The sequence below is a fragment of the Pseudoalteromonas sp. AS71 genome (assembly GCF_038900275.1).
Classification (GTDB): Bacteria; Pseudomonadota; Gammaproteobacteria; order Enterobacterales; family Alteromonadaceae; genus Pseudoalteromonas.
On the sequence record NZ_JBBMQZ010000001.1, the window covers coordinates 1 to 20,083 of the forward strand.

The following is a 20,083-nucleotide window of genomic DNA, read 5'->3' on the forward strand; positions in this document are numbered from 1 at the left end:
TGCGGTACTAGCTCAGTTGGTAGAGCGCGACCTTGCCAAGGTCGAGGTCACGAGTTCGAGCCTCGTGTACCGCTCCAATCATTTTATATCCTTTCAAAATTTTCTGTATTAAAAAATCATAATTTAAAATATCTCTCATCTACTTTATTCTATGTGTAATATTCAGCATTGAAGTTTTGATTATTAGAAATTATTACTTCGCGCACCTAAGATTTACGTCTATAGAGTGGCGTATTTTGAATCTATGAGGGTATGACTGAAAAAAAACAGAGGTTAACATTTTAAACCGAGAAGCTTGTGTTAAAACAGCTCCCCTTGAATAGTCGCTATAATTCGCCTTGAGCCACCAGAGTCACGATGCTCCCCCAAGTAAACACCTTGCCATGTACCTATCGCTAAACAACCATTTGAAATAGGAATACTTAACTCACAGCCTAACGTACTGGTTTTAATATGTGCGGGCATGTCGTCATCACCTTCATAATCGTGACGATAATAAGGTTGACGTTCAGGAACAAATTTATTGAAATGGCTTTCCATGTCCATACGAACAGTGGGGTCTGCATTCTCGTTTATGGTAAGACTTGCTGAGGTATGCTGAATAAATAAATGTAACAAGCCTATTTTGTAATTTGCCAGTTCAGGAAGTTGAGACAATATTTCGTCATCAATTATATGAAAACCCCGCGGGCGAGGTTTTAATGTAATTTGCTTTTGCTGCCAACTCATAGTTTATCGAAGCTAACTTCAATGTTTGCATTACCAGCGTCACAGCTAAATGGCATGATAATCTTTTTACCTTGGCTTTTATGAGTAATTGTATGACCCTTACCCGACACCACAATAGGTGTTGCCATATCAAAGTCGAAGCCTTTTTCGCCTAGTAAGTTTTTAGCACCGCCGGTTACCATGTTGGTTATCTCGCCAACCATGTCAGTTACTTCTTCATCTATAGTATCTGGCCTTTCGCCAAGCATACGTTCCATAATGGTTAATGCTAGCCCTTCATCAAACGTAATTGAAAATGATCCGCGAGTTTGCGGGCCAACCATACCAATCAAACCTGATACATCACCACAGGCAATCTCATCAGTTTTAATGCGAGGTTTACCCGGTTTTAATTGAGTTTGAGCCATAGTGCTCAAAACATTAATTAAAGATGATAAAAACGGATTGATGAACTCTACATTCATAGTGGGTACTCTTAAATTGGGGCTAATAAATGGCTATATAGTATGAGTATAGCCACTAAGGATAATTTTGGGGGATTATGATGCTCTACAAGACTCACATTTGCCATGTGCTTCGATTGTTTGTCCAGAAACAACGAATCCACCTTCAGCGGCTAAATTATTCAACTCATGAGAGATAACGGTCGAGTGCAACTCTTTAACAAATCCACAGGTATCGCAAATTAATAACTGTACAGGATGAATATGATCAAAATGATGGCACAGCATAAATGCATTTGTGCTTTCAATTTTATGAATAAAGCCTAGTTCAGCTAAAAAGTCTAATGCACGATAAATAGTTGCAGGTTTAGCACCTGTTTCAGTTACTTTTAATTGCTCAAGCAAATCGTATGCACCAACACCACCTTGTGCACTGGCTAATAGACGAAATACTTTCTCGCGGATAGGCGTAAAACGCGCACCACGGTTGTCACAAACTTGTTTTGCTTTACTTACGAGTGATTCTATATTCATCATTACTCTTATCCTTATGCTACCGTGGTATACTAACATACTGTGTTGTAGTTGCAGCGTTTTTATTAAGCGCTTTTTACCTAGGAAACCCAGTAATGCACGAACTATTGGCTATATTTATTTTCTTTTTTGCGGTTATTGACCCCATTGGCACTGTCCCTGTATTTATTGCAGTCACACGTGGTGGTGATGAGAAATTTAAACGTAAAGTTATATTTAAAGCGGTAGGCGTATCTGCATTAGTGCTCTTATTTTTTGTACTTGCAGGTGAGCAATTACTTAACGCAATTGAAATCCCACTTTCGGCTTTTCAAATAGCCGGCGGTATCATATTACTTATTTTTGCGCTTTCAATGATATTTGGTGAAAGTAAACCTGAAGCCGAAATTAAAAGTGTGCGCGATAGTACTGAAACCGCTATTTTTCCGTTAGCGATTCCATCTATTGCGAGCCCGGGCGCTATGTTAGGCGCCGTATTAATGACCCGAAACGAAGAATATACATGGGTTGAGCAGTTACTAACGTCTTCAATGATGCTTGCTGTATTAGCGGTTGTACTGGTTTTGTTATTGCTTGCAACGCATGTACATAAATTAATTGGTGACAGTGGTGCAAGTATAATAAGTAGAATTATGGGGCTTATTTTAAGTTCGGTTGCGGTTACCAATATTTTAAATGGCATAGCTCATTATTTTGGCTTGCAGGTGTTCTCTTAACATTGATGCCCGTTAGGCTTTTGTGTAAAATGCAGCGCCTTTTAAGCTGTGCTTAATAACTTTAATACCCTGAGGTTTGCTTTGAATAAATGTACTTTGGATAGACGCTTTTCTGTGGCACCAATGCTTGATGGTAACGACTAACCGTCTATATTTGACTCAATGCTATGATTTATAAGGGCTTTAATCTCTAGTTAGAAATTGGCTGTCTTCCTATTGTCTTCCCATCTTAATGAAATAATCGTAAATATCCAGAAATAATTGTTGTAACTTTTCAGGATGCTAAGCGAATAATATACAGTTATTCTATAGGGATAATAATTTGTGGGATTATAAGAATATATAGTCCAAGAAGGTAGCTGTGGAAAAAGTTGAGCTTATCAATAAGGCTGTTAGTTGACGAGATTAGAACATCCCTGTTCGATGATACCCTGTTACATTTTATGCGATCAGCTTGTTGATATTTGTGGAATGATCTCTAACAACTCAATCAAACTTTATTTGTATTTTAGGCTGTTGTAAGTAGAGGCTCTATCTTTCAGCTCTTCCTTAGCCTTTTTGCGGCGAGCGTCCAACAACTCTACCAAATCATCAATATGCACAAGTAGGGGAGCTTTTTGGCTATCCATAATTTTAAAAACATTTAATGCCAACTCACCTGACTTGATCTTCTTCACAGTTATGTCATAGCTAAATGGGAAATACTGTTCAGTGACATCCGCTAGATGAATAATACAGCTGCCAAATTGTTCAAGTAGTCCTAAGCGAGTAGTGACCATATTACTTACCTCTTTGTTGTGTTTACGGTTACGGCGATTTTCGATTAGAGTGGATAATCCAAATAAGCTAAGCTTTCTATTTAAAGAGCTTTGCAAAATCAAAAGTTTTGGGTTGTCGCTAAGCATCTTTTCAAACTTAGATTTATTACTTTCTCCAAAATATTTTTGGCGAATATCATCTGCTGATATTTCATCTGTACCATATTCGTTAAAAAGTAGATTAAGTGTTTTCAGTGCATTACTCCGTCTCAATTTTCATATCTAAGAGATAATGTGCTGAATTAATACAATCTGTTATTATCTACTGAGTTTTTTTGAGCAAATGGTTTTATGGCAGAAAATACAAGTGATTCAGCACTGATATACACCGGAAAAAGTGAAGTATATGAAGGTCGAAAATGTAAAATATGTGGTTGCACGCTAAAAATTAGAAAGAGAGGTTGTCACGATTGCTATTTGCTTGCCCGTTCAAATACTCGGCCATTGGCAGACCTTAAAAAAGAAAATACGGCTAGGCGAAATAAAGCTATAGCGGGAGGCTTTAAAACTTATGAGTCAGCGTATCGATGTGATAAGTGCATTACTTTAATGGACGATATCCCTGAAGAAAAAATGGATGTGATTAGAAAAAAGTTTAAAAACAAGAAAGATGAAGAGGCAAGATTAGGTTGGTATCGATTCTCGTCCAACAACTATTGCACAGATTGTAGCGTAATCGACTATCGAGCTAAGCAATTTTACTTTCAACATCCTAAAAATCCAGAATTCAATAAAAATGGAGAGAAGGTTATTTGGACTGAAATACCGATTCCTGAACCTGGCGGTTTTCATGAGGTGATCATGGGTGCATTACGTCCAGAGGCAAAAGCAAAAGAGAGGTTTCAGTACATCAGAGACTATTTTGAAAAACAGACTGACGAAATAAGAAGACCGGCTAAAAAAGCGGCCAAAAAAACGGCTAAAAAAACTGCTATAAAAAAGGTTTATATAGCTAACGGCGGCTACAGACGATGAGTTAAGTACTGTTTTACTTAATTTACTTTTTTAGTTTGTTTAACAAGTCTAATTAAAATTATGCTCAGCACAGCAGCCGGTAATAACCATATAAAATCACTCATCTTAAATTCTCAATATTTGAAACACTTTCTTAACCTTAACGTTTTTGGTGTGTTTTGCAAATTTACGTCGTTTATCTATTACCTTTCAATTTTTCTCCTCACTTATGCCTAGTTAGTTTTAGGACAAATAACTAGGGAAAACCATGAAAGACAAACAATCGAAATTCATCCGCCAATATGTACGCGCTAGTAAATCACCGTGGGATGACAGTTCAACAATTTTGCTACTAGCTGATGTTGTTGATAAGCAAGAACTTGAACTGAGCTTCACCAATTACATTTATTTACACCGAGATAGCGTGGGGAGTGTGCTGGGTATTAGTATTTCTCAACAGTTACTAGCTGCTAATCCTGAGTTCTCGGAGAGGTATTTGGAAGGTATTGAGATGTATGCTTTTTTACTCATACATATTGAAGAAATAACAAAATTTTGTGGGTTGTTTACTGCAGAATTTGAGCAACTATTTATGCTAAAACCGAATGAGTATTTTGCAGCTACAGAGTGCCATTGGTTAGATATATTAGAAAATACCTAAAAACCTTTAGCGAACCACGTGGTTCGCTTTTTTATTTCCCTGCAACGCTACTAGTTATATGTATAGAACCAAAAATAAGTTACACACTGCATGTTCATTACTCCAAAAAATTGCACCGAGCCTGGCGCTAAACAGGCTTACCTACCTGAAGAGCCTTTGTGGTGATTCACTGCATTTAAATGAATATTCATACTCTGTATGACGTACAGGGTTATGTAGGGAGAAAACAATATAGCGATTGTTTTGGCAGCAGGGCCCGAATGCGCGGTCTTAGTTACCTAATGTAGACAGGTTAAAAATAAAAAGGAGTGAATAATATTCACTCCTTTTTTACATTCAAATTTTACCGTTTTGATATTCTATGCGAAATATCAACAATGCCTCTTAGTTGTGCATACCTAATTAAAATAGGTCATATACATAAGAGATATTATGAAAAATAAACCAATAAAATGGCAGTTCGGGGTGATAGTTCGAACACTCTCAGATGTGTGCTCCATAAGCGGCTACACATTTGCGTTATCGGGTTGGCTTCATTACAAAAAGGTCTGTGATATACCATTAATTACAGATATGGCAGCTAACTCGTATGTACTATTGATTTTAGCGTGTTACGCAAGCCATTTGACATTGGATATTATTGCGCAGTGGTCTAATCGCCATTAACTTCTAGAGCATCATTTTGATGCTCTTTCTTATGAATAGAATAACGCTGTAATTTCATCGCAAAATTTTGTGCGATACACAATCGCAGATTGTAATAACGCAGCATCTTTGTGAGTCATGAATGGTTGTTGGGTTCTCTTATTTATGCGCTCTGGGAGCTCTGTCAGTAACTGGGTGTGTAATCTTTTTATATCTTCAAATATTTGCGTAGATTGTGAAAATATAAATACCTGTTGGTAGTGGCCTGCTTTAAGTGAGGCGAGGTATTTGAGCAGTATAGTCTGACGTGTCGATTTACTTTTAAATGAGTTTTCAATTTCGATAGCAACGACGGTTCTATCTGGTAATACGGCCACACCGTCTACAATTCGCGCACTGCTTTGATTATAAAGTCGTTTAAATTCTGGCTCAGATAAAAATCCTGTCCATAGCGGCCTGTAAACGCCGTCTGAGGTATGGTTATGTAATCCGCGAAGGGCAACAAATGTATTCATCAGGTCGTGCATTATGTGGTTGTGGTTAACCTGCAGTGCGGGGTTTGATTTTGAGCGAAAGTAAGTATCAATACTGGTTTGCTCTTGTGCGTATTTAGCTCCTGAGTAGCTAGGAATATAGACCCGCCCATCAGGACTTCTATGTGTAGGGACCATCGTTAACAGTTTTTCGTCTACTAACTTATTTAAATGGGCAAGCGCTTGAGGTTGACTAATATTATAGAACCAGCGAATAATCACTGGCGCGACAATAGAAAACCTGACCGCAATAAGGACTGTTAGAGCAGTACGGTTTACCCCCTTTTGATAGTTGTTAGCACCTACGTTATATCGCATATCAATGTCAAAATAGCGGGCGTATTGGTGAGCATAGTCGTTATCTTTTTGCATTTGAGTTCACTTAATCAGGAGTCATAATTTATATAACTCCCGAGTATGCGAAATTGACTGCTTATTTAGCGCGAATCATCAAAAATTGCCCATCGTTATATACATCACCAAACGCGATACTCATAAGCTTTTCACTACTGGCGCCGTTACGTGATTTAGACTGCGTTATATCAACCACAGTCACTGCGTTAGTACTCAGTTTTAAATCTTTTGCTGCAATGAGCACGTTATCAACAGCACGCGCAATCTCGGTATGGCCTCGGTAGTTTTTGCCTGTTTTATCTGTATGGTGCAGTATCAAAATTGACTTTCCTTCGTTTCGTAATGCATCAATACATTTGTTGTAGTAGTTCCAGTCGTTTTGATTGAGCTCTTCTGCGGATGTATACAGTGCGGATAGGTTATCGAAAATCACTACATCGGCCCATTCAATATCACTGACGAGTGCATCAAAACCATCAGGTGTTGCGAGGTCGGGCATTCCTCCTGGAATACTTTTTCTATGAATTACTCTAAATAATTGGTCACCAGGCCCAGCGCCTATCGCGTTAAAAATATTGGCAAAACGTGTTTGTATCTGATGCAAACCTAATTCAGCATCAATATACAAAACTTTTTTAGCTTCGCACGGCTCATTACCAAAACTAGTAGTGCCAGCAGCAACACACGCTGCGATATACTGAGATATATAGGTTTTTCCAGAGCCAGCTCCGGCAGCAAGCAGCGTAGCCTCTCCGGCGGTTAATATCGAAGGTACAATGATGCATGGTTGAGGAATATCGGCCTGAACAATACTAAGCACGCTATCGGCTTTTCTTAATTGATGTAATGGATTAGGTGTGTTTGTTGATTCACTGCTTTGTGTAAATTGTTGGCTATGTTTTTGGTCATTCATATTAATAAACTCCTATGAGATTGCGATATTTCGGAATTTCTAAATAGGATGTCGAAGAACGAACTAATTGCGGTTTATGTAAAATTATCCAATTTATTTTTTATTTTTATTAAGCGTGTTTTTAAACGTAGAAAATTTGTGTGAATTAAACCTATAAAGTAAGGCCTCCTCTTAAAGAGGAGGCCTTACTTTATAGGTTATTCTTTATTTCAATTAGGCAAAAATATTACGGTATTCATTGCAAGACGTTGCGCGTTTGCTCTTTTAATGAAACAAGGGATTAAACCATTAAAGAGAAGCCGCTTTCAGCGGATGGTCTCGTCGCTGCGCTACTCAACCATTGGGCCTAAAACGCACGCCAGCTCTGGTGTTGCTCCGCAACGAGCTGACTCGACGCGCTATCGCGCTAGCGTTGTAGACCCAGCGCGAATGCACCTCACTACGCTCTGTACCAACCGCCATACTGCCGCGCCTGACAATGCAATGGGTGCCCCATAATTTGCATTTTTCATCTGCTGTAATTTTCTACGAAAATTATGGTTCGATATCAATTTGTGCCAAATTTTAATCGAATTTCGCTGATGCGAAACACTATCGCGGTTGGTACAGACCAGCTGTACATTCGCGCGGTCTCCATGTGTCTGCGGCTTCGCCTACAACACATTACGCGCTTGTTGGCCTCATTCTGAGGCGCTTTTTTGCAGTTTTTCGTGCCGAAAAATGCGTTTTTTATAACGTCTTTCAGACAAAACCGCCTTCAAATTAAACTTATTAATGAATTTTTTAGAAAAGAATAAAAGGTTTTTACTTAATAAAATTAGGTGGAGTAAGGGAAGGGCTAATTGCTTAATTCAAACTGTTTGTTGCTGAGCTGCGCAGTCAAACATGTTTGTTTTTTATCACGAAATCATTAAATTTGATAGCAGAAATTAATGATTAATAAGGTTTGAAAAATGAAAAACAATGACGTTACTGATATCGCTATTAACCCAACAACAGGGTTACCTATCACAAATGCGAGCGCTAATATCGTAGATGTTGGTGGCAATGTGATAGGCCAGCCAGACAGAGTAATGACAGTGCACGAAATAGAAGGGTCAATAGAAGACGATTATTTTGATGCATTTGATGACGGCTTTTAATGCTCAAAATCTTAAAAGCTATCCGTGGTTATCGAATAGAAATTGTCTATTCGACTATTGCTTTTAGTGGCTCAGGGTTACTGTTTTTTCAATATCAATCAACTCAAAACTTAGCTTGGTTTATTTCACTCACTTTATTCTGTAGCAAAATGGCTATTGGCATAATCAACTATGAGCAATATCGCCAAAGTAATAAGCGAAATATGAACGTTATGCTCAAATATCTGTTATTTAAATTTGTATAAAACCTGTCTATTTGTCCGAAACGCAAAGCGCCCAATTCTAGGGCGCTTTTTTAGTTTTATAAACTTACTTAATTATTTTAATTTCCCCCATATTTCCCGCTGAACTCCCTACAATTTATTTTTTAATTTAACTTATATCTGCCACTCTAATTTCATGGGAAGTTTGTTTTGACTTTAAGTTCATTCTAGCAAGTGGCCCAATTGTGCCAAAAGCAGCCCTTGAGTGACTTAGTGATAAAGGCTGCAATGATACGATTGCTGACATTTCACTATTTCTTTTTATGCCTTCTCATTGCCATTAATAGACTGTCATTTAGCTATCGCAACAACTTTGACCTTCTTGAATTGGCGGGCATTTCACTGTTCCATAAGAGCAATATACGCAACAATCGCCTTTCAAAGGCTTTAGGAGAACTTTGCAAGATTCACATTCATAATACCACTGGCAAGCGTTGGTTGGCATTTCTTCAGTTTTACTGAAGCCACACTCAGGGCAAGTAATGGTAGAATTTAACTCTATACTTTGCATGTTTGCTCCTTCAAAGGTTTAACAATGTCTAATACGGACATTACAATCATCAAACAAATACCTACATAAAACAAATAAGTGCTCCATTCGTATTGCCATAGTGGATAGAGGGTTAACAAAACCGCTATAGGGCCAATAACCCCAAGAATACCTCTCGCATGATTTTGGTTTTTATACCAGTTATACAAATTTACCAACAATGCCAGAGTTGCAAATATAGGTAACAAGGTATTTACAGCAATTCCCTCAAAGTGAGAGAGAAAGCCTAATCCTAATGCTGATGCTAACGAGCCGAGTGCGGGGAAGCACCCCGTACAACTAAGAGCCGCAAGCCAAACACCACCTGAGCTAACTTTATCTAAAATCTTATTAATCATTTTTAACGTCTAACATTATTTGAATGATTTGAGTATGAACTCCGTAGGTAGGTACGGAGTCAATGCTATTTTAGCGAATCGATTATTGGGCAGTGGGATTGATCGTTATTGTTGCGGCATGAATTAGTCATTTCTTTTATGACGACTTCTAAGCGTTGAAGGTCAGCTATCTTATTTTGAATTACGTTCAATTTCAGCAAGCCTAGGGATTCTACTTTGGCACAATCGCCATCCATTGACATCAATGAAGCCACTTCTTTTAGAGTAAAGCCAAGTGCTTTGGCCTTACAGATGAATTGTAATTGTTTGGTGATTGAGTCGTCATAGACACGATAACCATTTTGAGGTTTTTGAGGCTGTTTTATCAAGCCTTCCCGCTCATAAAACCGTATAGTTTCTACGCCTATATCAAGTTCTTTAGCCAACTTGCCTATTGTTTTCATCGTCCAACCATAAAATCAACTTTAATCATGACATTAGTATATCAATACGAAGTAAAATTGCTCGAACTACAATGACTGGTTTTCGCTCATACCCGAATTCTTTTGTAGCGAGCTAAGCTTAAAACTCCATAAACACCGGAGTACAACTAATGCACCAGTTAACTATATATCAGCCTAAAGAGCCTTGGAATAAAAATAAGCTTGTAGGACAAAAGTTACCTCTAAAATTACAGCAAATATGGGCTATCCGAATACGACTGGAACTTTTTCATAAAATAAGAGATCTAGCACTATTTAACCTAGCCATAGATAGCAAACTAAGAGGGTGTGATTTAGTTTCACTAAAAGTTAATGACATTGCACATGGTAAAGCAATCCAATCACGGGCAATAGTCGTTCAAAAAAAGACTGGTATGCCTGTTCAATTTGAAATTACTGGAAATACAAGGAAATCAATTGTGGCGCTCATAGAGCAATTTACTCTCAATTCTTATGATTACTTGTTTAAGTCACGAATTCATTCCTCTGAACACCTTTCAACCCGTCAATATGGACGTATAGTTGACTCTTGGGTCACCTCAATTGGGTTAGATAAGACTCAATATGGCACTCATTCAATGAGACGTACCAAACCATCACTAATTTACAAAAAAACTAAAAATTTAAGAGCCTGTCAGCTTCTACTTGGCCATAGAAAACTAGAGAGCACTGTCAGGTACTTGGGAATAGAAGTTGATGATGCGTTAGAAGTATCAGAACAGATCGATGCTTAAATTTGAACCTAAGCCAGACTCGAAGTTAGAGTCTGGCACGTGCCATAATCCGACCTTGAGACACATAGAGATTAAGACTGCAAAGATACGAAAGCGGAAGTTAGCTTTGGCCTGTTTAACGACAAATATTCCGACAAAGCAGTCATGACTATTAGTTTATTGTTAAATCTAATCTTTCTTTTCGTTCATCTACTCAATAACCCCACGCTAAACGTGACTTTAGCGTGGGGTTAGAGTTCACAGTAATTTTATCTGGATAGCTCTTTTATTTTTTTCTCTGAAAACCAGCGATATAAAACAGGTAAAACAAATAATGTTAACAGTGTTGCAGTTACCAAGCCGCCAACAATAACACTCGCTAATGGGCGCTGTATTTCTGCACCAACACCATTAGACATTAACATCGGTATCAAACCTAAAGCTGATGTTATAGCAGTCATAAGTACAGGTCTTAATCTTGAAGTAGCGCCTTCAAAAACGGCTTTAGATGCTTCTAGACCGTCTTTAATACGTTGGTTGATACTTTCTACCATAACGACCCCATTCAATACCGCTACACCAAATAAGGTAATAAAGCCAACGGAGCTTGGTACAGACAAGTATTGTCCAGATAAATATAAGGAGAAAACTCCGCCAATTACAGCAAGCGGCACGTTGACCAATATCAGCATAGCTTGACCAACAGAACCAAAGGCAAAGTAAAGTAGTAGTGCGATTAGTGCTAACGATAAAGGTACAACTATAGCTAACCTATTTTGAGCACGTTTTTGACTTTCGAACTGGCCGCCAATCGAAACAGAATAACCTGAAGGTAAGTCAACCTTTTCAGCAATTACCGTTCTGATATCGGCAACCACGCTTCCCATATCTCGATTTTGTACATTTGCTTGGATAACGACTCTTCGTTGTACATCATCGCGTCTAACTTGTGGTGGGCCTGACTCAAATGAGACTGAGGCTACGTCACCCAGCCGCACCCAAGCACCAGTAGGTGATTGAAGCCGAATATCAGCAATAGCTTCTTTGTTACTTCGGTACTCTTCCTCTATGCGAACGTAAATATCATAACGTTCATTACCATTGATTATTTGTCCGGCTTCAACACCACCAATACCATCACGCACAACCTCCATTATGTCACTCACAGACAATCCAAAGCGTGATAGTTCTTGCCTGTTAGGACTTATCACCAATTGCGCTTCACCAGCAATTTGCTCCAATGCAACATCCCTTGCACCTTCAATGTTTTTAATTGCTGTTTCTATTTCTTGACCTTTAGCCGCCAGTACCTCAAGTTCAGGCCCAAACAACTTTATCGCCAACTGAGCCTTAACACCAGATAGTAGCTCATCGACACGAGTCGCAATAGGTTGAGAAAAGTTGAGTAGCAACCCAGGGAATTCTTCTAAAGATCTCTCCATTTTTCCTTGAAGTTCATATCGATTAGATGCACTGGTCCACTCAGAAACAGGCTTCAACCCTATGTAAATTTCGATGTTATTCACAGGCTCTGGGTCTCCACCTATTTCTGCTCGACCAATTCGGCTTAATGCATAGGTTACTTCAGGGAAAGCCATTAGTTTTTCTTCTAGAATTGGTGCCACAGTGAGCGCGGTATCTAAACTGGAAGAAGGTGCAAGCGTTGCTCTTAAGTTTATCGTCCCTTCTTCTAACTCAGGTACAAATTCAGTACCAATTAATGGAACTAATGCAAAGGCAGAGAAAACTAATATAAGTGCGGCTGAAATGACTAATTTGGTGCGTTTTAGTGCGAATGTAAGCCCTTTTCTGTAGAGTTTGTCTAATGGCCTAAGAACAAAGCTTTCCCTCTCTTTTACACCTGACTTAAATAAATAAGTAGCTAAAGCGGGTACAACAAACAACGCAACCACAATAGCAGATATAACAGCTAAAATGATGCTTATTGCCATAGGTTGAAATAACTTTGCCTCAACACCTTCAAAGCTAAATAAAGGCGTAAATACGACTAAAATAATAGAAGCTGCAAAAAATACGGGACGAGCCACTTCTTTACCCGCATTTTGAAGACGTAACTTAATACCATGCTCATCTTGTTCTACATCATGTGGATCAGTATCAGCACTAGGCACTCTTTCTTTTACAGTTTTTAAATGGGTAGAGTCTGGTCTATTTAAATGCTTAAACATGTTTTCAACCATCACGACTGAACCATCAACTAGCATACCAATGGCTACGGCAATGCCACCCAATGACATAAGGTTTGCAGAAATGCCCCACCAAGCCATGATCATTAACGCGATACCAATTGAAATTGGAATAGATATTAGGACAAGGAAGGTTGCACGTATATTCATTAAAAATAGTGCTAATACAATACAGATGAAAATAAATGCTAGTAATAGTGCATCAACTACTGTATCAACGGCTTTTTCAATCAAATCAGCCTGATCATAAAATGGTTCAAAGCGAACACCTTTAGGCAATGCTTGATTAATCAATGGGATTCTTGCATTGATACCATCAATGGTGGCTTTAGTATTAGACCCCATGCGTTTTAAGACAATGCCAGAGACAACTTCACCTAAATTTTCGACTTTACCGTCTTCGGTTTTGCGCGTCATTGTGACAGCACCTTGACGAATTTCACTGCCCATTTCAACTTTAGCAATATCCGAAACCGTCACAACTGTCCCATCAACTGTTTTGACGGGAACTTGTTTGATATTACTAATACCAGCGTCACCACTTTCAAACCAACCTGCACCTCTAATAACAAGCTGCTCTTGCCCACGGTTCATATACCATCCGCCAACATTGGCATTGTTGTTATCTAGGGCACCAACAACGTCTTCTTGCGTTAGGTTATAAGAAAGAAGCTTAGATGGATCTACATTTACTTGGTACTGCCTAACAATACCTCCAAAGGAGAGTACATCAGTAACACCATCGACAGGCATAACGAGTAATTTTACTACCCAATCATTGAGACTCCTGAGTGCCATAGCATCATAGCCTGCATCTTTATCTGAAATAAGAAGGTACTGAAATACTTGGCCTAGCCCTGAGGTGTTTGGCCCCATTTCGGGTGTGCCGACACCTTCTGGTATCAGTTCTTTTGCGGCTTGAAGACGCTCAAATACAAGTTGTCTTGCAAAGTAAATGTCGGTGCCTTCTTTGAAAACAACCGTGACGCCAGACAAGCCTGTTTTAGAAATTGAGCGCACTTGTTCTACATCAGGTAAGGCATACATGACCGCTTCAATGGGGTACGTAATGAGTTGTTCAACTTCTTCAGCAGCTAGTCCTGGCGCTTCAGTATTTACAGCAACTTGAACATTAGTAACATCAGGAAAGGCATCTAAATTTAGTTTTGGTATAACCATAATTGCGCCGACAATTGTGGCAAACAGCGCAATCAAAATCAGGAGTCTATTATTAACAGACCAATCTATTATTTTATTAAACATAGTCTTGCTCCTTAGTGGTTATGCGGATCAAATCCGCCTTTAGCGATTTCAGAAGCAACAAAAAATGCGCCTTTGGTTACAATTCGCGTCCCACTATCAAGGCCAATGATTTCCCTAAAATCACCTAAGGCTCGGCCTAGTTCTACTTCTACAGCTTTAAATTCTCCAGGGTGGTCTTCGACAAATACGGTCCAATCACCATCTGCGCTGCGGATCAATGCTTCTTCTGGCACAGCCATCACTTTCTGCTTTGTGGCAAACTGAAAGTAAACTTTTACAAACATACCTGAATGAAGGTTATCATCAGCATTCTGTACCCCCAATCTAATAATTCTTGTACGAGTTACGGGATCAATTGTATGGGCTTCTTGGATAACTTTGGCATTGTAACTCTGGCCTTCTAATTTAAGTACCGCAGGAGAATCAATTGATAAATTTAGCTTTTTATTTGGAGAAACTTTTGCTTCAACCCATAGTTGTTTTTCATCAGCTAACAACATGACTGAATCCCCAGCATCAACACGTTGCCCTTGGATAAAGTCGTCTTGAAGCACGACACCTTCACGGTGCGCCGTTAATGCATATTGTCCAAATGCTTTAATGTCTTTGTTAGAAATACCATTTATTGCTTTTTCAGTTAACCCTAAAGCAATGAGCTTGCCATAGCTCGCATTGTATGTTGTTTCAGCTTGTAATAATCGACTTTCACTCACCGTCTTATTACCCAGCTTTTTTACACGTTGCCATTCGGTTGAAGCGATTAAATAGTCAGCTTGTGCTTGTGCCATTGCTTCACTAAATAATGTAACTAACTTCTGACCTATTTCTACATACTCGCCAAGCGCTGCATGGCGACTGATAATGACTGACTCTGTACGTGGTGATACCACATAACTTTTATAGCCATTAGCTTTTATTTCGCCAGGTGCATATACGGAGCTAAATTGATATTCAGGCTTAACACTTTCCACTTTAATGTTAGCAAGCGACATCTTCTTTGGATCAATAGTGATACCTTCTTCATGTCCTTCTTCTCCCTCTTTATTACCACCTTCATGGCCGTGCTCGTCATGGTCACCTTTATCTTCTTCATGTCCCTTTTCGTGTTCATGCTCATCTTGATGTTCTTTTTCTTCTTGTTTCGAAACGTTTGTGACAGAACCAGTTCCATCTGACGACTGTGCAAAAGCATCATGATTTGTAGTAAACCCAACTAACAGGCAGCTAATTACTACGGCTAAAAATTTTTTACTAATTACTGTATTCATTTTTGTAACCTATATTTTTAATAAATTTAAGATTTCGTTTTTCGCTACTGAAAAAACAAAGCGCTCAAATCTCAAATTTGGATAACTGACCCATACTTAAAATGAAGGATATTTCTGCAAGCTTGAATTGATTTTCCAAACGTATTCCTGCATGAAGCCCTTCCGCACGTTGATTTAATGCAAGTAAGTAGTCAGAAGTATTAATGTCACCAGCTTCCCAGCGCTTATTTAATAAGTTTTCGCTGCTATCTAATCTGCCTTTTGTCAGTTTTTGCCATTGCTCATAATATTTTTTACTGACAATAAGCGATTCATAATTAGCTTTTGCTTCAAATGACTGCTTTCGATAAACCGACCGAAAGTTAGCCTCTGCTGCAATTGCTTCTGAATAAGCGGCTTTAACAGTATCTGAATAGTTATTTCTGATATTTAAAGGCATTGAGAAAGTCACGCCAATCAAGTCTTCATCTCCACTTTTCCCTGCGTTAACTCCAATGGTTGGATTGGCTTTAGATTCCATAGTGGTTAGTTGAGCTTTAGATTGTTTTATCTTCCATTGCGCTCTAGCGAGTTTAACTTTTGGATGTTCCTCAACCCACTGAGAGTTAAATGAATAGTTTGTTGCTCCAAAAGTAAATGAAAACAAATTGGTAGTATTAGGCGTCCAATCAGGCAATAACTCCTGAACATTTACCTCTGCATTTTTCAAAGCAATTTGCGACTCAGATATTTCACTGAAAACTTGGGACAAGTTTAAATAAACCAGTTCAGCGTCAAGTGGCTCTAAAAGTCCTGCTTTTCGCTTATCTTCAATAATTCCAACGAGCGTTTGTAATTGATTTTCTCTTACTGAAAGTAACTGAGCCACCTTTTTTGCTGCTTGCCAATTAACTATTGCAGTTAAAGCGTTAGCCTTTTTAGAATCGAGTAGAGATAACAATTGTTGCTGGTTTGCATAAACACCAATTTCACCAATGCTTTTATTTGCTGATTGCTTATCCCAAAAATCAATCGTTTGACTGATACCAATAGAATAATTATCAAAATCACCCTCTTTTTCATAGCTTGCTTCAAGCTCTGGGTTATATACGGCTTTAGTTAAGCTCTTGGCTCTATGATTACTTGCATTAAGTAACTCTTTAGCCGCAACAACTTCGGGATCTTTATTTATTTGACTATCTAGCCATGAAATACTTTTCTGTTTGGCATAAGTGGCAACTGAAAAACTCACAGCCATACATAAAGACAGGACTAAACCTGCATTTTTTAAATATATATACATAAAAATTCTTAATTTTAAAATTAATAAACACGAAACCTTTATCCATTATTAAAGGATAAATAGGTCATTAAAAATTAATCTAATTAAGAAATGGGCGGACGAAGTATCGCTTCAAGAAAGGTACTTGTTTGATCAATTTGATAAGGCGTTTTATTGATAATGTTTAGTTTGCCCGTGGTATTTGAATTACTGACTAAAATCCAAGATAAGTGGCTGCCACTGCAATGTCCGCAGTGATGACAATCTTTTTCATTATGCTGCTCATCACCTACATTATCATTTGAGACATTTCGATCATCTGCATGATCATGTTGAATTTGAAGGTGCTCTATATCTATTTGGTGATTCTCAGGTGTTGCGGATACAACAGCAGTTAACGATTGCAAAACAATCGAAACGACTAATAGTATTTTTAACGCAACATTGAATTTCAAAATAAACACCTACTTAAATATGAAAAATTATAATATCAAAAAAAGGTTTTCTAAACTAGCCATGCGCATGTTTTTCATGCTCGTCACGGCAAGTTTCTTGAGGAAACTCAAACTCAATGGTTGTATGAGATAAATTATAAGAAGAAAGTTCCTTAGCCACTTGTTGTTTTAGCCTAATTAATTTATCAACCTCAAAGTTATGGGCTAACTCTAGGTGAGCAGTTAATACGTGACTTTCCCCGTCTAATGACCAAAAGTGCATATGATGAATCCCATTAATTTCAGGTATAGCCTTTATCGCTTTTTCAATATTATTCTGCACTTCTTCATCAGGTGTAGCTTGAAGAAATAGTGCCAATGTTGTTTTCAGGTTTTTCAAAACGTTAAACAATATAAACAGTGTAAAGCCTATAGAAAGCAAAGGATCTAATATTGGTAGATCTACAAAAAGCAGCACGATAGAAACAATTAGGACTGCAACCCAGCCAAGTACGTCTTCAAGCAAATGCCACGTAAGTACTTTTTCGTTCAGCGTTTTACCCGCTTTTAGTTTAAATACTGCATACCCATTAACAGCAACCCCAAGTAATGCAAGACCCAACATTCCTTCAGCCATTGGCATTTCAGGATTAGATAATCTTGGTATTGCTTCAAATAGCACCCAGACAGAACCAATAACTAATACAATACTGTTAATTAATGCGCCAAACAGGGTAAGACGACGATAGCCATAGCTAAATCTATCGGATGCTTCTTTATCCGAGAAACGACTCAGTATCCAAGCGAATCCTATAGATAAACTGTCACCCAGGTCATGTACAGCATCAGCCATAATAGCGGTACTGTTGGTTAGCCAACCACCAATAAATTCGATAATAGTAAATGAAACATTAAGGAAAAATGTCCAACCTATACGGTCGTCTTTTCCATGCGAATGGCTATGGCTATGATTGTGCATTTTCCACCTCAAGAACTTTTAAATTTCTTACATTGACTACGTTAAAATTGATAAAGTGACGGATCACTCGTTGATACATCCAACGTTTGATTCCTGATAAGTTAGTTCCTTTTTCGAGATAAAACTCATCAGGGGAATTATAAACACCAAAATCATCATGAATACCTTCTTTTTGTATATAGGTATCTTGACCACGCCAATCTGTATCTGGCGAAGAGAAACACTTTGTTGCAACACCATAACCACAAAATTCGTTTTTTATTTGACTAAATTTGTGCTGTAGTGAACTTAAATATTGTTCATCTAATATAAAGCCTTCTAAGTTTATCCAACGATCCTTGAAATAAACTTCAATCCAACTATGAATGATATATTTAGGTGCTAACCAAAATACATAAGTTGGAATAGCTCCTTTTTGTAATCGCTGCTCAATAGTAAAGCCGTGAAAACGACATTGAATACCTAATCCTCGTAACAAAGCCATCAGCAAGTTACCCTTGGTATTGCATTGTCCGTAACCATCGGCTAAAACACTGCTTGCTGAAATATCATCACTCTCATTGTAACCAAATAATATTTCATCTTTAACAAATTGGTAGGCTGCACCAATTTTGTTGAAGTCATCGAGTTCTTGCCAATTACGCTCAGAAATTAATGATTGAATTGTAGAGTGTTCAAAATTTACTATCTTGGTTTTTTCTAGATATTTGCTATTCATTGATGTTTCCTTACTTTGAACAACCAAAGGTTGATTGTTTATCTTCATTTGGTGTTTAACGTGTTTTCTCAGCAACAGCTAATTCTTGTTTAGCATCGCTTAGTATTCGGTAAGCGCCTCGAAGAATTAACATTGAAATGATGCTACCAATGACGATATCAGGCCAACGCTGTTTCAGCACCATAACGAGTATGCCTGCGATAACGACACCAAGATTTGCAATTACATCATTCGCTGAAAATATCCAGCTAGCTCTCATATGTACTTCATCGTTGTTGTGCTTTCGAATAAGGATGAGACAAATCACATTTGCAACTAAAGCAACCATGCCTACGCCAATCATAAACCAAGAGTGAGGCTCACTTTCACCATACAGCCTTCTAGCAATATCCATTAGAATTAGCACGCCTAACCCCAGTTGGAAATAGCCACTCACTAAAGCAGCATTAGCCTTATGTTGGATTGACTTTCCCACCGCGTATAGTGCAATTGCATAGACGATTGCATCCGCTAGCATGTCTAACGAATCTGCAATTAAAGCCGTTGATTCTGATAACCAACCAAAGCCAATTTCAAAAACAAACATCGAGGCATTGATAGCCAGAAGCCAATAAAGCACCGTTTTTTGCTGGTTATCTTTTAGCTCAACTTCACACCCACAATCGCTCATTTTCATCTCCGATTAACTTGTATGCTCTAACTATAAATCCTATAGTGACTATAGGGTCAAGTTTATTTGGAAATTTTATGAAAATTGGTGAGTTATCGAAAACATCGGGGTATTCAGTACAAACCATCCGATATTATGAAAAGGAGGGCTTGCTGTCAGATCCTGATCGCACTGAAGGGAATTTCAGGTTGTATTCTAATAAGGCATTTAAAGAGCTAGAGTTCGTAAAGCATTGTCGAAGTTTAGATATTCCGCTTAATGATATTAAGCGACTCATTGAATTAAAAAACAAGCCAGAGGAGAGTTGCTCTAGTGTAAATGCATTAATTGATCGGCAACTAACTTTAGTTAATCAACGAATGAAGGAATTGAATGCACTCAAAAAAGAGTTAAAACTAATGGCAAGCTCTTGCGGGTCTGACGGTACAATTGAAGTCTGTGGCATTATCAAGTCATTAGATAGTTGAACTAAATATAACTTTAGATTAGTAGTAT

24 protein-coding genes and 1 tRNA gene are annotated in these 20,083 nt (G+C 38.2%); 9 read left to right on the plus strand and 16 right to left on the minus strand.

Annotated elements, in window-relative coordinates; translation table 11 throughout:
• The first annotated feature begins 1 nt into the window (after position 1).
• Positions 2-77 (plus strand) — tRNA-Gly (locus WNY98_RS00005).
• 223 nt (positions 78-300) lie between these two features.
• Here WNY98_RS00005 and WNY98_RS00010 read toward each other — a convergent pair.
• The 3 genes from WNY98_RS00010 to WNY98_RS00020 form a co-directional block, all read right to left on the minus strand.
• Positions 301-729 carry a secondary thiamine-phosphate synthase enzyme YjbQ gene (locus WNY98_RS00010; RefSeq protein ID WP_342876791.1) on the minus strand — a complete coding sequence of 143 codons (429 nt, stop codon included), beginning with the start codon at positions 727-729 and terminating at the stop codon, positions 301-303.
• Positions 726-1,193, minus strand: coding sequence for a chemotaxis protein CheX (locus WNY98_RS00015; protein WP_007580265.1), 468 nt, complete (start codon positions 1,191-1,193; stop codon positions 726-728). The genes WNY98_RS00010 and WNY98_RS00015 overlap by 4 nt, the downstream gene beginning before the upstream one ends.
• 75 nt (positions 1,194-1,268) lie before the next feature.
• Positions 1,269-1,706, minus strand: coding sequence for a transcriptional repressor (locus WNY98_RS00020; protein WP_024599240.1), 438 nt, complete (start codon positions 1,704-1,706; stop codon positions 1,269-1,271).
• Positions 1,707-1,801: 95 nt separating this feature from the next.
• On the opposite strand from WNY98_RS00020, the gene WNY98_RS00025 reads away from it, so the two are divergent.
• On the plus strand, positions 1,802-2,422 hold the full coding sequence (locus WNY98_RS00025; RefSeq protein ID WP_342876792.1) for a MarC family protein: 621 nt from the start codon (positions 1,802-1,804) through the stop codon (positions 2,420-2,422).
• 497 nt (positions 2,423-2,919) lie between these two features.
• On the opposite strand, the gene WNY98_RS00030 is transcribed toward WNY98_RS00025, so the two are convergent.
• Complete coding sequence (locus WNY98_RS00030; RefSeq protein ID WP_342876793.1) at positions 2,920-3,453, minus strand: pyocin activator PrtN family protein; 534 nt, start codon at positions 3,451-3,453, stop codon at positions 2,920-2,922.
• Positions 3,454-3,531: 78 nt separating this feature from the next.
• Between WNY98_RS00030 and WNY98_RS00035 the strand changes: the two genes are divergently transcribed.
• The 3 genes from WNY98_RS00035 (at position 3,532) to WNY98_RS00045 (ending at position 5,521) form a co-directional block, all read left to right on the plus strand.
• Positions 3,532-4,215: a hypothetical protein gene (locus WNY98_RS00035; RefSeq protein ID WP_342876794.1), complete on the plus strand. Its 684-nt coding sequence runs from the start codon at positions 3,532-3,534 to the stop codon at positions 4,213-4,215.
• A gap of 247 nt (positions 4,216-4,462) precedes the next feature.
• Complete coding sequence (locus WNY98_RS00040; protein WP_138529416.1) at positions 4,463-4,855, plus strand: hypothetical protein; 393 nt, start codon at positions 4,463-4,465, stop codon at positions 4,853-4,855.
• 432 nt (positions 4,856-5,287) lie between these two features.
• Positions 5,288-5,521, plus strand: a complete 234-nt coding sequence (locus WNY98_RS00045) for a hypothetical protein (protein WP_138529418.1) — start codon at positions 5,288-5,290, stop codon at positions 5,519-5,521.
• Between the two features lie 29 nt (positions 5,522-5,550).
• Here WNY98_RS00045 and WNY98_RS00050 read toward each other — a convergent pair whose 3' ends face one another.
• Positions 5,551-6,405, minus strand: a complete 855-nt coding sequence (locus WNY98_RS00050; protein ID WP_138529420.1) for a hypothetical protein — start codon at positions 6,403-6,405, stop codon at positions 5,551-5,553.
• 61 nt (positions 6,406-6,466) lie between these two features.
• Positions 6,467-7,300: an AAA family ATPase gene (locus WNY98_RS00055; protein ID WP_138529422.1), complete on the minus strand. Its 834-nt coding sequence runs from the start codon at positions 7,298-7,300 to the stop codon at positions 6,467-6,469.
• Between the two features lie 953 nt (positions 7,301-8,253).
• Between WNY98_RS00055 and WNY98_RS00060 the strand changes: the two genes are divergently transcribed.
• Together WNY98_RS00060 and WNY98_RS00065 are read left to right on the plus strand one after the other, a co-directional pair.
• Entirely contained in the window at positions 8,254-8,442 is a 189-nt protein-coding gene (locus WNY98_RS00060) for a hypothetical protein (protein WP_342876795.1), read from the plus strand.
• Entirely contained in the window at positions 8,442-8,687 is a 246-nt protein-coding gene (locus WNY98_RS00065) for a hypothetical protein (protein WP_342876796.1), read from the plus strand. Before WNY98_RS00060 ends, WNY98_RS00065 begins: the two co-directional genes overlap by 1 nt.
• Before the next feature lie 313 nt (positions 8,688-9,000).
• Here WNY98_RS00065 and WNY98_RS00070 read toward each other — a convergent pair whose 3' ends face one another.
• The 3 genes from WNY98_RS00070 to WNY98_RS00080 form a co-directional block, all read right to left on the minus strand.
• A complete protein-coding gene (locus WNY98_RS00070) occupies positions 9,001-9,216 on the minus strand; it encodes a GDCCVxC domain-containing (seleno)protein (protein WP_076916053.1) in 216 nt (71 codons plus the stop codon).
• The gene (merC, locus tag WNY98_RS00075; RefSeq protein WP_024601094.1) at positions 9,204-9,593 is read right to left on the minus strand and encodes an organomercurial transporter MerC; all 390 of its coding nucleotides are present in this window, start codon (positions 9,591-9,593) and stop codon (positions 9,204-9,206) included. The genes WNY98_RS00070 and merC overlap by 13 nt, the downstream gene beginning before the upstream one ends.
• 65 nt (positions 9,594-9,658) lie before the next feature.
• Positions 9,659-10,036, minus strand: a complete 378-nt coding sequence (locus tag WNY98_RS00080) for a MerR family transcriptional regulator (protein WP_010557530.1) — start codon at positions 10,034-10,036, stop codon at positions 9,659-9,661.
• A gap of 149 nt (positions 10,037-10,185) precedes the next feature.
• On the opposite strand from WNY98_RS00080, the gene WNY98_RS00085 reads away from it, so the two are divergent.
• Positions 10,186-10,809 (plus strand): tyrosine-type recombinase/integrase, encoded by a 624-nt coding sequence (locus WNY98_RS00085; protein ID WP_004589486.1) that lies wholly within the window; start codon positions 10,186-10,188, stop codon positions 10,807-10,809.
• A 248-nt stretch (positions 10,810-11,057) separates the two neighbouring features.
• Here the strand turns inward: WNY98_RS00085 and WNY98_RS00090 are convergent, their stop codons facing one another.
• The 7 genes from WNY98_RS00090 to WNY98_RS00120 form a co-directional block, all read right to left on the minus strand.
• Positions 11,058-14,258, minus strand: coding sequence for a CusA/CzcA family heavy metal efflux RND transporter (locus WNY98_RS00090; protein WP_004588883.1), 3,201 nt, complete (start codon positions 14,256-14,258; stop codon positions 11,058-11,060).
• Between the two features lie 11 nt (positions 14,259-14,269).
• The gene (locus WNY98_RS00095; protein WP_002962258.1) at positions 14,270-15,526 is read right to left on the minus strand and encodes an efflux RND transporter periplasmic adaptor subunit; all 1,257 of its coding nucleotides are present in this window, start codon (positions 15,524-15,526) and stop codon (positions 14,270-14,272) included.
• A 64-nt stretch (positions 15,527-15,590) separates the two neighbouring features.
• Complete coding sequence (locus WNY98_RS00100) at positions 15,591-16,808, minus strand: TolC family protein (RefSeq protein ID WP_008468875.1); 1,218 nt, start codon at positions 16,806-16,808, stop codon at positions 15,591-15,593.
• Positions 16,809-16,891: 83 nt separating this feature from the next.
• The gene (locus WNY98_RS00105) at positions 16,892-17,242 is read right to left on the minus strand and encodes a hypothetical protein (protein ID WP_004588885.1); all 351 of its coding nucleotides are present in this window, start codon (positions 17,240-17,242) and stop codon (positions 16,892-16,894) included.
• A gap of 55 nt (positions 17,243-17,297) precedes the next feature.
• On the minus strand, positions 17,298-18,200 hold the full coding sequence (locus tag WNY98_RS00110; protein WP_004588886.1) for a cation diffusion facilitator family transporter: 903 nt from the start codon (positions 18,198-18,200) through the stop codon (positions 17,298-17,300).
• Positions 18,187-18,918, minus strand: coding sequence for a transglutaminase family protein (locus WNY98_RS00115; RefSeq protein WP_004588887.1), 732 nt, complete (start codon positions 18,916-18,918; stop codon positions 18,187-18,189). The genes WNY98_RS00110 and WNY98_RS00115 overlap by 14 nt, the downstream gene beginning before the upstream one ends.
• A 55-nt stretch (positions 18,919-18,973) precedes the next feature.
• Entirely contained in the window at positions 18,974-19,588 is a 615-nt protein-coding gene (locus WNY98_RS00120) for a cation transporter (RefSeq protein WP_004588888.1), read from the minus strand.
• 77 nt (positions 19,589-19,665) lie between these two features.
• On the opposite strand from WNY98_RS00120, the gene WNY98_RS00125 reads away from it, so the two are divergent.
• Entirely contained in the window at positions 19,666-20,055 is a 390-nt protein-coding gene (locus WNY98_RS00125) for a Cd(II)/Pb(II)-responsive transcriptional regulator (RefSeq protein ID WP_004588889.1), read from the plus strand.
• Positions 20,056-20,083 lie beyond the last annotated feature (28 nt).